Source organism: Neobacillus massiliamazoniensis, assembly GCF_001048695.1.
GTDB classification, from domain to species: domain Bacteria; phylum Bacillota; class Bacilli; order Bacillales; family Cytobacillaceae; genus Neobacillus; species Neobacillus massiliamazoniensis.
The window spans coordinates 84,081-102,290 of record NZ_CVRB01000004.1; the positions used below are offsets into that span (position 1 = coordinate 84,081).

The window sequence follows — 18,210 nt, forward strand, 5'->3', positions numbered from 1 at the left end:
GGGAATTTTTCTTTCCCGAGCCCTTTTTTAAATTGAAATTCGCTCTACCCCCATTTTAATGGTATAATAAAAAGTAATATTGTTTTTTTTGGAGGATTTATAAAATGATCACTGTTAGCAACGTCAGCTTAAGATATGGAGAAAGAAAACTTTTTGAAGATGTAAACATAAAATTTACGCCTGGTAATTGCTACGGGCTAATTGGTGCCAATGGTGCAGGGAAATCAACGTTTCTGAAAATATTATCAGGCGAAATTGAGGCTCAAACAGGAAACGTACAGCTTGGACCAAATGAACGGTTGGCAGTACTAAAACAAAACCATTTTGAGTACGAGGAACTTGAAGTATTAAAAACCGTTATTATGGGTCATACAAGGCTTTATCAAGTCATGCAGGAAAAAGACGCCATTTATATGAAAGAAAATTTTACCGATGAAGATGGAATGAAAGCAGCTGAACTTGAAGGGGAATTCGCTGAGTTAAATGGATGGGAAGCTGAGTCTGAAGCGGCGATCCTGCTAAAGGGTCTTGGAATCGGCGAAGACCTTCATGATAAAAAACTTGCAGAATTAACTGGTTCAGAAAAAGTGAAGGTATTGCTTGCTCAAGCATTGTTCGGCAGGCCAGATGTTCTTCTTCTTGACGAACCAACAAACCACCTGGATATAAAAGCGATTCAATGGCTTGAAGAATTCTTAATTAATTTTGAGAATACCGTAATTGTAGTATCCCATGACCGGCACTTTCTTAATAAGGTTTGTACAAATATTGCCGACTTAGACTTTGGGAAAATTCAAATCTATGTCGGAAACTATGATTTCTGGTACGAATCCAGCCAGCTAGCTTTAAAAATGACACAGGACACCAATAAGAAAAAGGAAGAAAAAATTAAAGAATTACAAGGCTTTATTGCCCGCTTTAGTGCGAATGCATCCAAATCTAAACAAGCCACTTCGCGTAAAAAGCTGTTAGATAAAATAACGCTGGACGACATTAAGCCATCATCCCGCCGTTATCCTTATGTCGGGTTTACACCGGATCGTGAAATTGGCAATGATTTATTGCGAGTGGAAGGCTTATCTAAAACCATTGACGGTGTTAAAGTCCTTGACAATATAAGCTTTGTAATAAATAAAAATGATAAAATTGCTTTAGTTGGAACAAATGAAATGGCAAAGACCACTCTCTTCAAAATTTTAACGGGTGAGCTTGAAGCTGACAGTGGCACCTTTAAGTGGGGGATTACCACTTCTCAAGCTTATTTTCCAAAGGATAACTCGGAGTATTTTGAAGGCAGTGATTTTACTCTCGTTGATTGGCTTCGTCAGTTTTCTCCAAAAGACCAAAGTGAAAGCTTTTTACGCGGATTTTTAGGAAGAATGCTATTTTCGGGTGAAGAAGTCCTAAAAAAAGCAAGTGTCCTATCCGGTGGAGAAAAAGTTCGCTGTATGCTGGCGAAAATGATGCTAAGCGGATCAAACGTATTATTGCTTGATGAACCAACGAACCACTTAGACTTAGAATCGATTACTGCGCTCAATAATGGCTTAATCAATTTCAAAGGCTCTTGCTTATTCGCATCTCATGACCACCAGTTTATTCAAACGATTGCCAATCGAATTTTTGAATTAACTCCATCTGGCCTAGTAGATAAGCAAATGACCTATGATGAATATCTCGAAAACGAAGAGTTACAAAAACAAGTGGCAAGTATGTATTAATAGAAGGAGGGTGTCCCAAAAGAAACTTTAAGGGGCACCTCCTTTTTTTAATGGTCTGTTAAACTTGTCTGTTGATTTCCGCTCAAGAAGCTCGCTTTCCGGGGGGCGGTCCGGGGGAGCCTTCTCGGCGCTATTGCACTTGCGGGGTCTTCCCTTGCCCCGTACTCCCCGCAGGACATTAAATTACATCCTTGAATCCGCCCACGCACGAAGGAAATGCGATAGCATTCTCGAGGAGTCAAGCGCCTTCCGCTCTAATCAACATTGCGGAAAAATTATCATAAACTTTGTACAACTAGTGGTGCCTGTCACCTTTTAGGGCACCCTCTTATTCGTTCTCATCGTTCTGCTTTGTTTTTATCCTCTTTTTTGTTTCCGCCTCGATGATGGTGCTGTTTTTCCACCAGTTTCGGTTGTGGTCGTTCCTTGCCCTTCAACTTGAGGAGACTGAAGACCAATGGTTGAAGGATCTTTTTTTCGTTTATTTGCCATCTTAACACCTCCTCATATAGTTTTTGGAAAATTATTGACGATTATACCGAATATTGGCCATGATTTTTGGAAAGATAATCTACAGGAGGAGGTGTTTTTTATGGCGAAAATAGGTGTAGAACAATCTCTTACAAATATTCAGCAGGCACTAAAGGAAAAAGGACATGAGGTAGTAGAATTAAGACAGGAATCTGACGCTACGAATTGTGACTGCTGTGTTGTTAGCGGTCTGGATTCAAATATGATGGGTATGCATGATACCTATACAAAAGGTTCAGTAATCGATGCAAATGGCATGAGCGCCGATGAAGTATGCCAGCATGTCGAAAGTAAGCTAAAATAAATAAAAAATGCGGAAGGTGCCCGCATATCGGCTCGAGCTAGACAATTCTCGAAGTCGAAAATTATACTTTCTTTTATTAGTTTTCGAAAGACTAAAGGAATGGCTTTAGTCTTTTTTGTTCTCATTCTTTGTCTGAATGTTGATCTTTGGACCTTTTTGTTGATCCTTTTCCTTATTTTTTATTGTATCCTCTCGCTTATCTTCCTTCTTTTCCTCGTTATTAATCTTTGGTGTAAATTCACTTCCGTAGGTTGCCCCAATATTAAGCCTTCCTTTTAATTCTTTAATCCCAAGTTGTCCGAAATTATTGTTAAGCTCATATTTATCTAAAATAATCTTTTCAATATTTATTTTTTCAATCATAATCGGTGGTTCTTTTTGGTTGTCGGCATTTTCGTGATAGTTTTTTTCCTGCATTTCTGCTAACGATTTCTTTATCTCTTCCATACTTCTTTCAAGGGAAGCTAATTTTTTCTTTATTACATTTCCATCGTCATTTTTGCTAAATACTAGAAAAAAATCCTTTAATGCCATGTTCACAAACGCTCCCTTATTGAATCCCTTTCTACTATTTATATTGAAAACCACAGTGAACATGTCCAACAAAAAATCATTCTATTCAATTGGAATCATATCACTTTTTTCTATTATTCTCTTATAGCTGACAAATAAAATTCCGTTCCAAAATTTCGCTCTTAACTCATTGGGGGTGATGTTATCATTTAATTTTATCTGTCTTTGAAACTCCCCATAGAAGCGTTCAGAATAAACAAGTTTTAACTGCGGATGAGTAGGTAGTGCTGTTCCTTTAATAGTTAGAACGTTCCCACTAAGACCCAATTCAATATGTTCTTTTTTTACCCCAGGTAGTTCTATCATAATCATTACCTCCTCATCACCTTCTAATATATCTATGATTGGAAATGACCGATTATTCTTCCCTTCCGACCTATCGGCTTGATCTCCCGTTCCTGGAAATGGGTTTTTAAAAGGCTGATCATTGATAAATTGTTTAGCCAACTCTTGATCAAAAATACTATTCCAAAAATCCCCACCATGCATGCTTTGGGCAATTTCCATCCATTGCTTTAATTTTTCCATATCCACCTATTCCCCACACCTCCTCCCTTTCCTTAAGGGAAAACAATCCTTTATTTCATCTTACTGAATTGTTTCTATATTTAATCCAAGATTTTGTAGAAAACATAATCGCTAGGAAAATGCATATATTTAAAAACAAGAAAAAGGAGGTAGAAAAACATGCCCACTCCGATTCCATATATTAATATAAATATCTTTATGATAAAAATTAATTCCTTTGAAAATGCGTCTGCGGTAAATATTGGTCAAAATCTTCTTGCCGAATGGCATAATTCTGATAAAAAAAACCAGGGTTACGGGCAAAATATGGGAGATCATAGTGACTATGTAGGCAATAAGCATTTCGTGGATGACAGGGATCTAATTGATTCCGCATCTTCTTTTGATTCTATCCCATCTAAAAATGAACTTGGAAACTGTTAATGTAGATGTAGTTTATGTATATATCAAATGGTAAATATCCGTAACGTTAGAAAAGCGCAAGGCGCCCGTTTAGCACCGTATGGACTGGAGCGCTTCGACTGAGATAAAGGAAACACGGAGAGCGAAGCTACTACCTGCATTAACTTCATGAAAAACATCTTTGAAAAGACATCATGCAGCTTTGCGACGAGCTGAACGATACTTCCTCGAATATGCTATGGCGCAGGAGCACTTCGCGATCCGATGTTGACTTATCGTAGGGAGAAGAGCGAAGTACGCTAGGGGCTGGGTGCCTCCGCCGAAAAACTCACGTTTTTCGGAGTGCGAGGTACCGCTTCCGAAGCTTACTCTTATGGAGCTAGACAATTCTCGAAGTCAAATTTATACTTTCTAATAAAACAAAAGCCATGAGAAATTTCATGGCTTTTGTTTTATTTATATCTTTAGACTTCGGGAATTGTCCAGCTCCGAGTGCCTATTGACTATTGGCCTTTGCTTAACAGATGGCTAGCGCTTTTCTAAAATTATAGATTTCTTCTAATTTTTTTCCTTAGGCCGACAACGATTCCTGCCAGTGCGAAAATAATAATTCCATAAACAGCATCAATATGAAAATTCATTTTCCCACTGGAACGTACTGTTGGTTTATTTATTTTCTCTGGCAGCTTTTGTTCGAGCTGAATTTGCTGCACAGTCTGGTTATCTATATTTCCCACCGTTAAAATCCCTTGATTATTTACCATTTTTCTCACTTCCGTATTTGGAACAGTTATGAGGGTATCATTCTTTGGAAAAAAGTCCTTGTTCCCATTAGTAAACTTTTCTTTATGGCTGATTAAAGTGTGTCGAAAATTGCTAAAACCGTAGTCTAGAAGCTCTTTTGTGTCATTATAGTCCATTGTTTTATGCGGTGCTTTAAGCACAATCGCCGTCAATCTTAGCTTTCCGTTTTCAGCAGTTGTAGCAAGGGTTAATTTCGACTCATTAACATACCCCGTTTTCCCGCCGGTAATACCTGGATAGGGAATTTCACCTTTTAGCATTAGATGATGCGTAATAAGCGTGGTTTTCCAAGATTCACTGTTCCAATCAAGCATCTTTGTTCCAAATATTTCAGAAAATACGGGATTTTTCTTCGCATAATTCGTAATCATTGCCAAGTCCCTTGCGGTTGTATAATGATTTGGATTAAACAATCCATTAGGATTCACAAAATGAGTATTCTTTACCCCGATTTTCTCTTTTAAAAAATCATTCATATTTTCGGAAAAGTGGTCCACATTTCCATCTAAATGTTCTGCAATCGCCACAGCAGCATCGTTACCTGAATTAATGAGCATCCCTTGAATAAGAAGTTTAAGTGGCACTTTCTCACCGACATCTAAATAGACTCGAGTCCCTTCTTGACTTACTGCGTTTTTACTGACCGTTACGATGTCGTTTAAGTTGCCCTTTTCAATGGCATAAATGGCCGTTGCAATTTTCGTAAGGCTTGCCGGGTACAGCTTTTCATCGGGATTCTTTGCATACAGGACTGCTCTAGTATCCGAATCTAAAAGGACAGCTGCCTCACTTTTTATATCGATTGGTTTTTGATCATCCGCATATGTATTTAATTGAAAAGAAATGCACAGTAAGACTAGCATGAAACAACAAAATATTTTCGACAATTCTCGTCACCTTTCCGAAAAATTCGCACCTTTTTTGATTTTAACAGATAATTCACTAAAAAATAAATAGCCTTTATTAGATTGTTATGAAAAAGATGAGAAATTGGACTTCTTTAATTGGCTGTGTTAAAGGTCATTGTTGATTTTTGAAACTATGTTGATTGGAGCGGAAGGCGCGAGACTCCTGCGGGAGTACGGGGCAGGGGAGACCCCACAGGCGCTTAAGCGCCGAGGAGGCTCCCCGGAACGCCCGCGGAAAGCGAAGCGCCTGGAGCGCAAATCAACAGGCAAGTTTAACACAGCCTTTTAATTAAAAAAATCCGGCTGGTCCCCACCAAGCCGAATTCATGTTTTATAATCTTTTTTTAGAAATTAATAAAGTAATTTGAGCCATTGTAAATGGTAAAGATGATTTTCTACGGTAAGCTAAATATTTTGGTTCCCAATTATTTGTGTATTTTTCTTTAAATTTTCTTAAGCCTCTAAAATGGTAAAGAAAATGGCCATGTAAGAAAATTTGTGCAGCAATTTTTTCACTCAAAAAGGAAAATCTTGATAAACCGACGTTTGCCAATGGTGCCATCCCCATATTGAAACGCTTATAGTCCTGCTCTTTCGCCCATTCCAATAATGAAAGAAACAAGAAATCAATAGTTCCACTCGGGGCATCCGGTCTCATCCTCATTAAATCAACAGAAATTGTTTGATCATCATCATAGACATACATAATACTTAAAAAGCCGAGAATTCGATTCTCCTTATCCTTGGCAATCGCAATCGGAGCTTTATTCAAATAATCAAGATCAAAAAATCCCAATGAAAAACCTTTTTCTTTTCTGCCTTGAAGCCAATCATTCGATACCTCTCTTAGCTCATCAACGAGTTCCTTTGAAAAGGGTGGTGTTATTATTTCAAACTGATAACCATCTCGTATAAATTTATTCTGGAGGGCACTCAAACCTTTCATTCTAGAACCTGAAACGGGAAAAGATTTTAAATCAACAAAAGCTTCTTCTCCCAATTTAAAAAAGGCATAACCGCTTCCATGCAGAAAAGTCAACATCTCATCACTTACTTGATAAAACACCGGAGTATATCCATAAAGATCGGAAATCTCCAAAAATTCATTAATGGCAGATGCCATATCACTCTTCTCTCCTATGGGGTCTCCCAGAATGACCAGTTTATCCGCATATTCTTGAAAAGAGAATAAAACATTTTTCTTTTTATTCCAAAAAATATATTTATCATGTAAAAAATATAGATGGGATAATACCTTACCTTTGTATTTTAATAGATGCTCAAGTATTTCTTCATCATGACCAATTGACTTTTCCCATTTCCACTTTTTTGGCAAACTAATCAAATACCCGGTAGTTAAAATAAGAAATGCAATCACAAGACCAATAATCGCGCTAGTAAACAAGTCTCGATAATCCAAAATGACATAGGGAATTAATTGTTTAGGCATCGCCAGTTTCGCAGATGGTAAATTCAAATAGCCAATTAACAGATACATCGATGTAATAATGAGAATAACCGTAATATCAAAGATTGTCTTTCCCCATGTTAAGACATAACTTTCCCGATAAAAATGACCTTTAGACATTCTCAATACCAGCGCAACAATTATTAAGAAGATGGCTTCTTCATAATCAACCCCTTTAAAGATGGAGAATAAAGCGGCAAGAATAAGTGTTAACATCGTCAGCTCATAGGTTCTTTTTACTCGATATTCAATCCCACGGGAAAGTCCTAGAAAAAGAAAACCCGCTGCTACTGTTAACTGGTGTGATAAATTAATAATTGGAAAGGATAAAAGCTCGCGCGCTATCCTAAGCCTTGACATAATTCCCGGGACACTAGCTGATAAAAGCAGAATTAATCCTGACATAAAAACTAAACTCGTTAAAATGATGTGACTAAACCCTTGGATAATAGCGTTAGGTATATCGTTCCAGGTTTTGTTCCATTTTTCCCAGTAAAGTTTAATAAAAAGAACTACACTGACTAAAAAAGGAATAAAGTAATAACCAATTCGATAAAGCAATAGAAGAACGAGAACTTTTTCTTCATGTATATGTAATTCCCGCATCCCCAAAATAAAAACTAAATCAAATGAGCCAAGTCCTCCGGGAATCATACTAATAATACCAGCGCAGGCCGAAATAATATATACTGGGAAAAGACTCCATAAATTAAGCGAGATACCAAGAATCCTACTTAATATGAAGATAGCAATAAAAACGGAGAACCACTCAATTACAGATACCACTACCAGCTCAACTACTGCATCAACAGGAATCAGAGAATGCTTATCTTTTTTATTATTTATGTAATGAATAATAAGAAAAACAGGTAAATACAAACTAACAGCAACCACAGCAAAATAAATCCATTTCCTATCAACAAACAGCGGAAAATGGCGATATCCCAATGTAACAATCCAAGAGAGTACAGAAATTCCGGTTAGATAAAATAAAGAAACCGTTGCAATTCCGCCTAATAGTTTACGCTTATCTTGTTCGTACTTATTATAGAAATACGTACGTAACATCGCTCCAATTATGCCGCCAAACCCGATTAAATTAGAAAATGAATTAGCAATGAATGCTTGTTTTAAAATGACTTGTTTTGGAACCTTTAATTTAAGAACTCGAACTAAAATAACATCATAAAGCTGCATCGGTAAGACTGCTAGAAAGGTAATCCCAAAGATGAGAATAATTAACCAAAAATTCAGTTGGTTTAATTCATTCCTCAGCAGTTCTATATTTAAGTGCTTCGTAAATTTTCTGATTTCATTAATAGCGAAAATCAATAATAAGAGCGGAAAGACAAATTTCACTATATTTAATATCTTATCTTTTTTTATCCCCAACAAAATAACCACCTATTTTTTCTTTACTGTTTTTAATATAATCTTTTCCAATCGAAAAACAAAGTGATTTATTTATTCTGACGATGATCTACCTGCAAAGCTACTACCATTGTTGACAGTTTATCTTCCAATTATCCATTTCTTAAGACCTATTAATTCGGTATCATGCTTGTAAAATAAAGTTTTAGAAAAGAGACAAGTTTTCCAGCCCTCCCTGCATAAATATGGAATAGGACAAATAAATTAGGGGGCTAGGTTATGAGATTTTTTGTTGTAAAAAAAGAAACATTCCTATTTTTTCTTGCTGTTGGATTCGTTCTTGTCACCATATCTGCTTGGTTCATATTAAAAGCTGGAGATACAACTGTTTTTAATCAGCAATCAAGCGGAAAAACTCGTGAAATCCATATGGTAGCAGTTGAGTTTAAGACAACTATGAAAAACGGAAATGAAATGGAGGCCTACCATTGGTTTCCAGATACAATCCATATAAAAAAAGATGAAAAAGTACAGTTATTCATTGATGGAATTAACGGCGTCGAGCATCAATTTTATATTGAAGGAACCAAAATAAAAGGGACAGTAAAAAAGGGTGAGGAAACACTCGTTTCCCTTCAATTCCAAAAAAAGGGAACTTACCAGTTAATTTGTAATTCCCACAGTGATCGGGCACACAACGGTCCAATGACAGCGAATATTGTAGTAGAATAAAGCAGGAGTAACTCCTGCTATTTTCATTGAAAATGAGCATCTGTTTCATTACTTTTTACTATTAACACATTGATATTACTAATTTCATCTTATATAACAGAAGATGATTTAATCGTTTTTCTTATAATACAGATATTTAAAATGTCATATATTGTTCAACTTTATCCCTAAAAACACCCTCAAAAATCCTTATTTCACAATATCTTAACAAATCCATCATGATTTCGCTTTTTAAGCTGTTATACTAAACGTGAGCATTAAATCAACAAACTGTTATATCCTTTACTAATATGAGGTGAATGATGATGGAACAATGGCAAGGATTTATAAAAGGTACTTGGGCTAAAGAAGTAAATGTCCGCGACTTTATCTTAAAGAACTTTACTCAATACGAAGGAGACGACTCCTTTTTAGCTGGTTCTACCACTGCAACAAAGGCATTATGGGAACAAGTAATGGAATTAACAAGACAAGAGCGAGAAAATGGCGGCATACTCGATATGGATACAGAAATCGTATCAACCATTACATCTCATGGGTCCGGCTATTTAAATGAAGAACTCGAAAAAGTTGTCGGGGTTCAAACAGATAAGCCTTTTAAACGCTCCTTACAGCCATTTGGTGGAATTCGGATGGCAGTGCAAGCATGTGAAGCCTACGGCTATAAAGCAAGCTCAGAAATTGAAAGGATTTTTACTGAGTTCCGAAAAACACATAATCAGGGCGTCTTTGATGCTTATACAGATGAAATGAAGCTTGCCCGCAAAGCTGCGATCATCACTGGCCTTCCTGACGCTTACGGTCGTGGCCGTATTATTGGTGACTACCGCCGCGTAGCTTTGTATGGTGTTGATTTCCTTATAACAGAAAAACAAAAAGATCTAAAAAACACAAGCAAAGTAATGACCGAAGAGAATATTCGATTACGTGAAGAACTTGCTGAGCAAATTCGGGCATTGAAAGAATTAAAGCAAATGGCTACCAGCTATGGATTTGACATTTCTAAACCTGCTCAAAATGCTCAAGAAGCATTCCAATGGTTATACTTTGGCTATTTAGCTGCCATTAAAGAACAAAATGGTGCAGCAATGAGCCTAGGACGTGTTTCTACTTTCTTAGATATATATATTGAACGTGATATTCAGAACGGCACTTTGACAGAAACAACAGCACAAGAATTAGTTGACCATTTCATCATGAAGCTTAGACTTGTAAAATTTGCTCGAACACCTGATTATAATGAATTATTTAGCGGCGACCCTACATGGGTAACAGAATCTATTGGTGGTATGGCCTTAGACGGACGTGCCTTAGTAACGAAAAACTCTTTCCGTTTCCTTCATACATTAGACAATTTAGGACCAGCACCGGAGCCAAACTTAACAGTATTATGGTCTCCTCAGCTTCCTGAAAACTTTAAAAAATATTGTGCAAATATGTCTATTAAAACAAGCTCAATTCAATACGAAAATGATGAGATCATGCGTCCTGAATATGGCGATGATTACGGCATTGCCTGCTGTGTTTCTGCAATGGAAATTGGTAAACAAATGCAATTCTTCGGCGCACGTGCGAACCTAGCTAAAGCACTTTTATATGCCATTAATGGCGGTGTGGATGAAAAACTTAAAATCCATGTTGGACCACAATATCGTCCAATTACATCTGATGTCTTAAATTATGATGAAGTGATGGAAAAATTCGACCAAATGATGGAATGGCTAGCAGGGCTTTATATTAATACTTTGAATGTCATCCATTACATGCATGACAAATACAGCTACGAACGAATTGAAATGGCATTACATGATACGGAAATTTTAAGGACGATGGCAACAGGTATTGCTGGTTTAAGTGTAGTTGCCGACTCCCTAAGTGCCATTAAATATGGAGAAGTTAAAGTAATCCGCGATGAAAACGGAATTGCTGTTAATTTTGAAACAACAGGAGATTTCCCTAAATACGGTAACAATGACGATCGAGTAGACAGCATTGCCGTAGAAATTGTGGAAAGATTTATGAAAAAACTACGTAAGCATGTTACGTATCGTAACTCTGTTCATACATTATCAATCTTGACGATTACATCTAACGTAGTTTACGGTAAGAAAACAGGTAATACTCCTGACGGTCGCCGTGCAGGTGAACCATTTGCGCCTGGGGCAAATCCAATGCACGGACGTGACACAAAAGGAACATTGGCTTCCCTATCCTCTGTTGCAAAGCTTCCATATGCTTATGCAATGGATGGAATTTCAAATACCTTCTCAATTGTTCCGAAAGCTTTAGGAAAAGAGGAAGAGACCAGGGTTAGCAACTTAGTTTCGATCTTGGATGGTTATTCCAACAAATCAGGACATCATCTCAATGTTAACGTCTTTAATAGAGAAACATTACTTGATGCTATGGAACATCCTGAGTTGTACCCACAATTAACCATCCGTGTATCTGGTTATGCAGTAAACTTTATTAAACTTACAAAAGAGCAACAGCTTGATGTCATCAACCGGACATTCCACGAATCTTTATAATAACTTGATCATTAGGTATATTAGAGAGCTCCCCCAACAGCGGGAGCTCTTGGTTAAAATGAAAGGGGATCATCTTCATGAACGGAAATATTCATTCCATTGAATCATTAGGGACAGTTGACGGACCTGGAATACGTTATGTTCTATTTACACAAGGTTGTCTATTGCGCTGTCAATTTTGTCATAATGCCGATACTTGGGAAATTGGTACTGGCAAAGTCATGACTGTTTCCGAAATTATGAATGATCTTGAGAGTTACCTACCTTTCATTCAAGCTTCTGGCGGTGGAATCACTGTCAGCGGCGGTGAACCATTGCTGCAAATTCCTTTTCTAATTGAATTATTTAAAGAATGTAAAAAATTAGGGATTCATACAACCATAGATTCTTCCGGGGGCTGTTTTTCTCATTCACACCTATTTATTGAACAACTTGTGGAATTGCTCCAGTATACAGATTTAATTTTACTTGATCTCAAACACATTAATCGAAAGAAACATATTCAATTAACCGGTATGGCTAATGACCATATATTAGAATTTGCAAGATTCTTATCGGATCATAATGTTCCCATTTGGGTTCGGCATGTCCTCGTCCCTACAGTAACGGACAATCCCGATGACCTTAGGGAGTTAGGTGAATTCATTGGAACACTAGAAAACGTCCAAAAGATCGAAATTCTCCCTTATCATAAGCTTGGGGTCTATAAATGGGAGGCGCTTGGATACGAATATCCATTGAAAGATATTGACCCACCCACAGAGGATCAAGTGAGATTTGCACAAAAAATGCTAACTGCCCACTGGGAATCACCAAATCATACCTAAAGAAGAAAATGCTGCACAAAAGAATGCAGCATTTTCTTCTGTCATTTTTCCATAGTTTAAATTGATTATTTGCCAAATCTCCTTTATACTCAAATCATTGACTAAAAAAGTGAGGTGATAATTTTTGTTTCAGGTACTTATTGATCACACCGATATAAATGCCCTAATCGCTCTTTATGTTAGTATTAATATCGGAATTACTTTAAAATATCTTTGGACAAGAAGTGTCGAATACTCCTTTATGGGTGATATTTCGAATCCTGAAAATACAAAAATTACTCACCCTTTGTTTCTATACGAGAAAAAAAGCCATTTGAATGGAAGTTTAATATTGAATAGAATCGTAAAACATATTCGCAAAAAAGAATGTCCGAAGAATGATTCTGAAGAACCATTTCCTTCCTGGCTGTCTAATATCTCAATCAAAAATATTTAGGAGGAAATATGAAAACAAAACGTTCTTCATTTACAGTTATCACTCTATTAGCATTAACAACTCTTTTACTTTCTGCTTGCTCAGCCCAAACACAGGGAGGCACAAAAGGAAACCTTTTTACCCAGTATGTGGTTGATCCTTTTACAGTTATCCTAAAGGGCGTTGCAAATGTATTCCATGGCAACTATGGGATCGCCATTATTCTTGTGACAATATTAATCAGACTTGCCTTAATGCCTCTCATGCTCAGACAATATAAAAATCAAATGGTCATGAAGGAAAAAATGGATGTCCTTAAGCCCGAAATGGATGCAATCCAAAAGAAAATAAAAACCGAAAAAGATCCAAAAAAGAAACAAGAACTTCAAGCAGAAATGATGGGCTTATATCAGAAGCATGGTGTAAATCCACTAAACATGGGATGTTTGCCAGTACTAATCCAAATGCCTATTCTAACTGGCTTCTATTATGCTATTCGCGGCTCACAGGAGATTGCTCAACATCATTTCTTATGGTTTAGTCTAGGTAAACCTGATATTGTGATCACTATTATTGCTGGTCTTGTATATTATTTTCAATTCAAAGTTTCCCAATCTACTATGCCTACACAACAGCAAGAACAAATGAAATACATGGGGTTACTTTCCCCGCTTATGATTGTTATGTTCTCACTTAAAGCTCCCGCAGCCCTACCACTTTATTGGGTAGTTGGGGGAATATTCTTAACCGTACAATCAGTCATTAGCAGAAGACTTTATCAAAATAAAAAAGAAGCAGCAGTGCAAGTGAATGTGAAACAGAAATAGAAATAAAATATAAAAGAGGGTGTCCCAAAAGTTCATAACTTTTAGGGGCACCCCCTTTTTATTAATGGTCTGATAAACTTGTCTGTTGATTTCCACTCTAGTAGCGGTCCGGGGAGCCTTCTCGGCGCTATTGCGCCTGCGGGGTCTTCCCCTGCCCCGTACTCCCGCAGGACATTTAATTACATCCTTAAATCCGCCCACGCACGAAGGAAATGCGATAGCATTTTCGAGGAGTCGAGCGCCTTCCGCTCAAATCAACATAGCGGAAAAATTATCATGAACTTTGTACATATAGTGGTGCCTGTCACCTTTTGGAACAGCGTCTTTTTTAGACTAATTTTCCTAATAGGATGCCACAAAAAGTAAGAATGATTCCGAATAAGTAACTACATGTTACATAACTAAAAAAATGTTTGTGCTTTTTTGACGATTTTAACTGGTATGCCTCAAGCTTAAAGGTGGAAAAAGTAGTAAATGCTCCCATAAACCCAATTCCAAAAAGACTATAGAGGTGACCATTTACTTTCATCCCCATTAATAAACCTAAAAGAAACGCTCCAATTAAATTAACAATAAGGGTACCTAAAGGAAAATCAGTTTTATTCCTGTTTTGAATGTATTTACTTAAAGCATACCTGCTAATTGCCCCGAAAAATCCCCCAATTGATACAAATAAAGCTTCCATCATACTCAAAACCCTCACTTTTTTATCTGTTGTTCACCTACATTTACCCCCAGCCTAACGAAGAATAGACCACCGAAAAGACTTAATAAAAGATAAAAAAACGCTTTTAAATAATTTTCCATTTGAAATAAATGGACCGTTTCGAAACAAAAGGTTGAGAACGTAGTATAAGAACCAACAATACCTGTTGAAATAGCAGTTAATATGTAAGGATGCATTTTTTTTTGGTTCACAATTGCGCTTGTGAACCAACCAAGAAAAAAGGAGCCAGATAAATTGATGAGAAGCGTACCAAGTGGAAAATCCTTCCCCCATATTTGCACAGCTATAATCGATACTAAATAACGAAGCATGCTTCCAATAATCCCGCCAATTCCAATAAACAAATAAAGCAAGAAAAACACCTCAATACCAATGTAAAATTCTTACTAATTTTATCATACCCAACATTTTACGATTTTTTATTCGTATAGATTTTTTTTAAGTTGGAAACCTATCTTTGTACAACTAAGATAAAGGAGAGTTACAGCATGAAAAAAACAGTATTCTTAATTTCCACGCTAATTTTTAGTATTTATTTATCCGGATGTGCAAGAATGAACGTGAACGATAATGTAGCCAATCGAAATCAAAATTTGAACGATCCAACAAGGGTTAATTATACTCCAAATCCTACCGGCCCTACTATAACAGATGTTGATAATCGTAACAATGTAACGAATGTTAGAACAGATAATCGAAATCTTAATCAGATTGATAACCGTTCAAAAATGAGAGTAGCCGATGATGCTGCAAAAAATGTAGCTGATTTACCGGAAGTTGATACCGCAAATGTGATCGTAACAGAGAATAATGCATATGTTGCTGCCAAGCTGAGTCGTGGTTATGGTGACCACCTTACAAATAGTATTAAAAATAAAATATCTAACCGTGTAAAATCGGTAGATCGTGATATTGACAATGTTTATGTATCTGTGAACCCTGACTTTTATGGTCAAATGAATACATGGGCAAACGATATTCGCAAAGGCCAACCTGTTTCAGGGTTCGTTAATCAATTTAACGATGCCGTTCGTAGGGTGTTTCCGAATCAGAAGTAATATAAATGCCTGGCTTCTGCCAGGCATTTTTCTTATTCTGTTATTACAAAAAAGACTGAAGGTAAGACCCATCAGTCCTTTTACTTAGTAACTTCAAAATATTCCTTATAAAATCCGCCAACTTTACCGCTATTATCAATAATGAAGTAAAATTCATCAGTTTCATTTTTTACATCATAGATTTTTCCAGGTGTTAACACATTATTTACAATGTATTTTTTTGCATCGGTATGAATACATTTCACCTTTATAGCTGTATTCCGTTCCCGCCACGATAAATGAATCATTGCTGCTACCGTCCCTTTCGTCATTGTTTACCCTACTAGTATAATCAATGGAATCGGTATTGTAAAACGAATTTACAAACTTGATAAAGGATTACTGTTTCACTATTTCTTTTGCTTGCTCACGCAAACGATATTTTTGAATTTTTCCTGATGCGGTCATAGGATAGGAATCTGTAAAGGCAATGAAGCGAGGTATTTTATGCTTAGAAATTTTCCCACTGCAAAACTCTTTAATTTCGTCCTCAGTGGTCGTTTCTCCCTCTTTTAATATTATCCAAGCTAGTACCTCCTCCCCATACACCTCATCAGGTATCCCCACTACTTGGACATCGACAATTTTCGGATGGGAATACAGGAATTCTTCAATCTCACGAGGATATATATTTTCTCCCCCTCTTATAATCATATCCTTTAAACGTCCAGTAATTTTACAATATCCCTTTTCATCCATAACCGCTAAATCACCTGTATGAAGCCAGCCATCAGCATCAATCGCTTCTTCCGTCGCTTCTTCATTCTTATAGTATCCTTTCATAACATGATAACCCCTTGTACAGAGCTCACCTTGGACACCGTGCGGAACTTCCGTTGATGTTCCCGGTTCTACAATTTTCACTTCGACATTTGGTAGTGCTTTTCCCACACTTTCAACACGAAGCACAATCGAGTCATTCGTTCTCGTTTGGGTAATGACCGGCGATGATTCCGTTTGACCATATGCAATAGTAATTTCAGTCGCTCCCATTTTCTCGATGACTGCTCTCATAACCTCAATTGGACAGTTTGCTCCCGCCATGATTCCAGTCCGTAATGATGACAGGTCATATTTCTCAAAATCAGAATCATTCAATTCTGCAATAAACATCGTCGGTACACCATGCAATCCTGTACATTTTTCGTCTTGTACTGTTTGTAAAACCCTTTTCGGGTTAAATTCTTGAACCGGCACCATTGTTGCTCCTACAGAAACGCATGCCATTGTTCCAAGTACACAGCCGAAGCAATGGAAAAATGGAACAGGAATACAGAGACGATCCTGAACTGTGAGCTTCATACAGTTCGCAATATTATAGGCGTTATTGACAATATTGTTATGAGTTAGCATTACCCCTTTTGGAAAACCAGTTGTTCCAGAAGTATACTGCATATTAATTACATCATCAGCTTCTAGTGATTCCATCCGCTCATTTAATTCCTCATCAGACACCCATTCACCCAGCTTTATGATATCATTCCAGGAATAAGTTCCAGGGTATCTGTTGTCACCTAAGACAATGACATTTTTAAGAAAAGGAAGTCGGCTGGATCGTAACTTACCGGGTTCAGAAGTCATTAATTCTGGCACTATTTCATATATCATATCTATATAGGATGAATCCTTAAAAACATCCATTAAGATAATTGTGGTTGAATCGGATTGTTTCAATAAGTATTCAAGTTCAGTAGTCCTATAGTTTGTATTGACTGTTACGAGAACTGCCCCCATTTTCCCTGTTGCGAATTGAGTTACAAGCCATTCAGAAGTGTTGGTCGACCAAACAGCAAGCTGTTCCCCTTTCTCAATTCCAAGCTTCATAAAGCCCTTTGCTGCTTTACGACATATTTGATTAAATTCTTGATAAGTCCACCTTAAATTTCGATCTGAATAAACAACGGCTTCGTGGCCTGGGTGCAATGCTGCCTTTTCTTCTAAGAGGTTACCAATCGTAACATTTAGTATATCCGACATCCTTCCATCCCCCTCAACACTTGTACTTAAACGCTTTCAAAAGTATGGTAACATATTTATAGGAATATTCAATATTTTTTGAATATAATATCTCCGTTGAAATGTCAAAATTTTTTTGTTTTCTTCCGTTTCTGTCTCTACATGGTAGGATATGGAGTTCACATTTTTTATATAAATTAAATGAAATTGGGGGTTCTCAAAACGATTATAAAACATTACAATATTAAAAACTGAATATTCAATCCATCTTTTCCAAGGAGGCATTTAATGATGAAAATTATGAGTAACGAACAGTTGGTTGTATCGTATCGGGATGCTTTAAAGTCTGGGAAAGAAAAAGAATGGATAAAAATTCTAAAGGATGAAATTCAACGTCGTGGAATAAAGCCTTTTAAGAAACGTTAAAAGACCGGTATTACCGGTCTTTTAACGTTTCTTTTATTTATAGGCTGTTAAACTTGCCTGTT

19 protein-coding genes are annotated in these 18,210 nt (G+C 36.9%); 10 read left to right on the forward strand and 9 right to left on the reverse strand.

Going from position 1 to position 18,210, the window contains the following annotated elements; all coding sequences use genetic code 11:
• The first annotated feature begins 104 nt into the window (after positions 1–104).
• Positions 105–1,721 (forward strand): ABC-F family ATP-binding cassette domain-containing protein, encoded by a 1,617-nt coding sequence (locus BN1082_RS18175; RefSeq protein ID WP_090636742.1) that lies wholly within the window; start codon positions 105–107, stop codon positions 1,719–1,721.
• Between the two features lie 357 nt (positions 1,722–2,078).
• Here the strand turns inward: BN1082_RS18175 and BN1082_RS18180 are convergent, their stop codons facing one another.
• A complete protein-coding gene (locus BN1082_RS18180) occupies positions 2,079–2,213 on the reverse strand; it encodes a YuzL family protein (protein WP_090636744.1) in 135 nt (44 codons plus the stop codon).
• Positions 2,214–2,313: 100 nt separating this feature from the next.
• Between BN1082_RS18180 and BN1082_RS18185 the strand changes: the two genes are divergently transcribed.
• Positions 2,314–2,556: a YkuS family protein gene (locus BN1082_RS18185; protein ID WP_090636746.1), complete on the forward strand. Its 243-nt coding sequence runs from the start codon at positions 2,314–2,316 to the stop codon at positions 2,554–2,556.
• Between the two features lie 105 nt (positions 2,557–2,661).
• On the opposite strand, the gene BN1082_RS18190 is transcribed toward BN1082_RS18185, so the two are convergent.
• Positions 2,662–3,090: a hypothetical protein gene (locus BN1082_RS18190; RefSeq protein WP_090636748.1), complete on the reverse strand. Its 429-nt coding sequence runs from the start codon at positions 3,088–3,090 to the stop codon at positions 2,662–2,664.
• An 81-nt stretch (positions 3,091–3,171) separates the two neighbouring features.
• On the reverse strand, positions 3,172–3,657 hold the full coding sequence (locus tag BN1082_RS18195) for an Hsp20/alpha crystallin family protein (RefSeq protein ID WP_245640503.1): 486 nt from the start codon (positions 3,655–3,657) through the stop codon (positions 3,172–3,174).
• Positions 3,658–3,816: 159 nt separating this feature from the next.
• Here BN1082_RS18195 and BN1082_RS18200 point away from each other — a divergent pair, with 159 nt between their 5' ends.
• The gene (locus BN1082_RS18200) at positions 3,817–4,080 is read left to right on the forward strand and encodes a hypothetical protein (protein ID WP_090636752.1); all 264 of its coding nucleotides are present in this window, start codon (positions 3,817–3,819) and stop codon (positions 4,078–4,080) included.
• Between the two features lie 524 nt (positions 4,081–4,604).
• Here the strand turns inward: BN1082_RS18200 and BN1082_RS18205 are convergent.
• Both BN1082_RS18205 and mprF read right to left on the reverse strand, forming a co-directional pair.
• Positions 4,605–5,726 (reverse strand): D-alanyl-D-alanine carboxypeptidase family protein, encoded by a 1,122-nt coding sequence (locus tag BN1082_RS18205; protein WP_090636754.1) that lies wholly within the window; start codon positions 5,724–5,726, stop codon positions 4,605–4,607.
• Between the two features lie 376 nt (positions 5,727–6,102).
• On the reverse strand, positions 6,103–8,631 hold the full coding sequence (gene mprF / locus BN1082_RS18210; protein WP_245640488.1) for a bifunctional lysylphosphatidylglycerol flippase/synthetase MprF: 2,529 nt from the start codon (positions 8,629–8,631) through the stop codon (positions 6,103–6,105).
• 258 nt (positions 8,632–8,889) lie between these two features.
• Between mprF and BN1082_RS18215 the strand changes: the two genes are divergently transcribed.
• The 5 genes from BN1082_RS18215 (at position 8,890) to yidC (ending at position 13,942) form a co-directional block, all read left to right on the forward strand.
• Positions 8,890–9,342: a cupredoxin domain-containing protein gene (locus BN1082_RS18215; protein WP_090636758.1), complete on the forward strand. Its 453-nt coding sequence runs from the start codon at positions 8,890–8,892 to the stop codon at positions 9,340–9,342.
• Between the two features lie 305 nt (positions 9,343–9,647).
• The gene (gene pflB, locus BN1082_RS18220; protein ID WP_090638390.1) at positions 9,648–11,873 is read left to right on the forward strand and encodes a formate C-acetyltransferase; all 2,226 of its coding nucleotides are present in this window, start codon (positions 9,648–9,650) and stop codon (positions 11,871–11,873) included.
• 77 nt (positions 11,874–11,950) lie between these two features.
• Positions 11,951–12,700 (forward strand): pyruvate formate-lyase-activating protein, encoded by a 750-nt coding sequence (pflA, locus tag BN1082_RS18225; RefSeq protein WP_090636760.1) that lies wholly within the window; start codon positions 11,951–11,953, stop codon positions 12,698–12,700.
• A 124-nt stretch (positions 12,701–12,824) separates the two neighbouring features.
• Positions 12,825–13,136 (forward strand): hypothetical protein, encoded by a 312-nt coding sequence (locus BN1082_RS18230; RefSeq protein ID WP_090636762.1) that lies wholly within the window; start codon positions 12,825–12,827, stop codon positions 13,134–13,136.
• Positions 13,137–13,144: 8 nt separating this feature from the next.
• Complete coding sequence (yidC, locus tag BN1082_RS18235) at positions 13,145–13,942, forward strand: membrane protein insertase YidC (RefSeq protein WP_090636765.1); 798 nt, start codon at positions 13,145–13,147, stop codon at positions 13,940–13,942.
• A gap of 328 nt (positions 13,943–14,270) precedes the next feature.
• Here the strand turns inward: yidC and crcB (BN1082_RS18240) are convergent, their stop codons facing one another.
• The gene (crcB, locus tag BN1082_RS18240; protein WP_090636767.1) at positions 14,271–14,630 is read right to left on the reverse strand and encodes a fluoride efflux transporter CrcB; all 360 of its coding nucleotides are present in this window, start codon (positions 14,628–14,630) and stop codon (positions 14,271–14,273) included.
• An 11-nt stretch (positions 14,631–14,641) separates the two neighbouring features.
• Positions 14,642–15,022, reverse strand: a complete 381-nt coding sequence (gene crcB / locus BN1082_RS18245) for a fluoride efflux transporter CrcB (protein WP_090636769.1) — start codon at positions 15,020–15,022, stop codon at positions 14,642–14,644.
• Between the two features lie 135 nt (positions 15,023–15,157).
• On the opposite strand from crcB (BN1082_RS18245), the gene BN1082_RS18250 reads away from it, so the two are divergent.
• Positions 15,158–15,727: a YhcN/YlaJ family sporulation lipoprotein gene (locus BN1082_RS18250; RefSeq protein WP_090636771.1), complete on the forward strand. Its 570-nt coding sequence runs from the start codon at positions 15,158–15,160 to the stop codon at positions 15,725–15,727.
• Positions 15,728–15,807: 80 nt separating this feature from the next.
• Here the strand turns inward: BN1082_RS18250 and BN1082_RS18255 are convergent, their stop codons facing one another.
• Positions 15,808–16,014, reverse strand: coding sequence for a DUF6501 family protein (locus BN1082_RS18255; protein ID WP_090638393.1), 207 nt, complete (start codon positions 16,012–16,014; stop codon positions 15,808–15,810).
• Positions 16,015–16,105: 91 nt separating this feature from the next.
• A complete protein-coding gene (locus tag BN1082_RS18260; protein ID WP_090636773.1) occupies positions 16,106–17,743 on the reverse strand; it encodes an AMP-binding protein in 1,638 nt (545 codons plus the stop codon).
• Between the two features lie 267 nt (positions 17,744–18,010).
• Between BN1082_RS18260 and sda the strand changes: the two genes are divergently transcribed.
• Entirely contained in the window at positions 18,011–18,148 is a 138-nt protein-coding gene (sda, locus tag BN1082_RS18265) for a sporulation histidine kinase inhibitor Sda (protein ID WP_425412177.1), read from the forward strand.
• Positions 18,149–18,210: the final 62 nt, after the last annotated feature.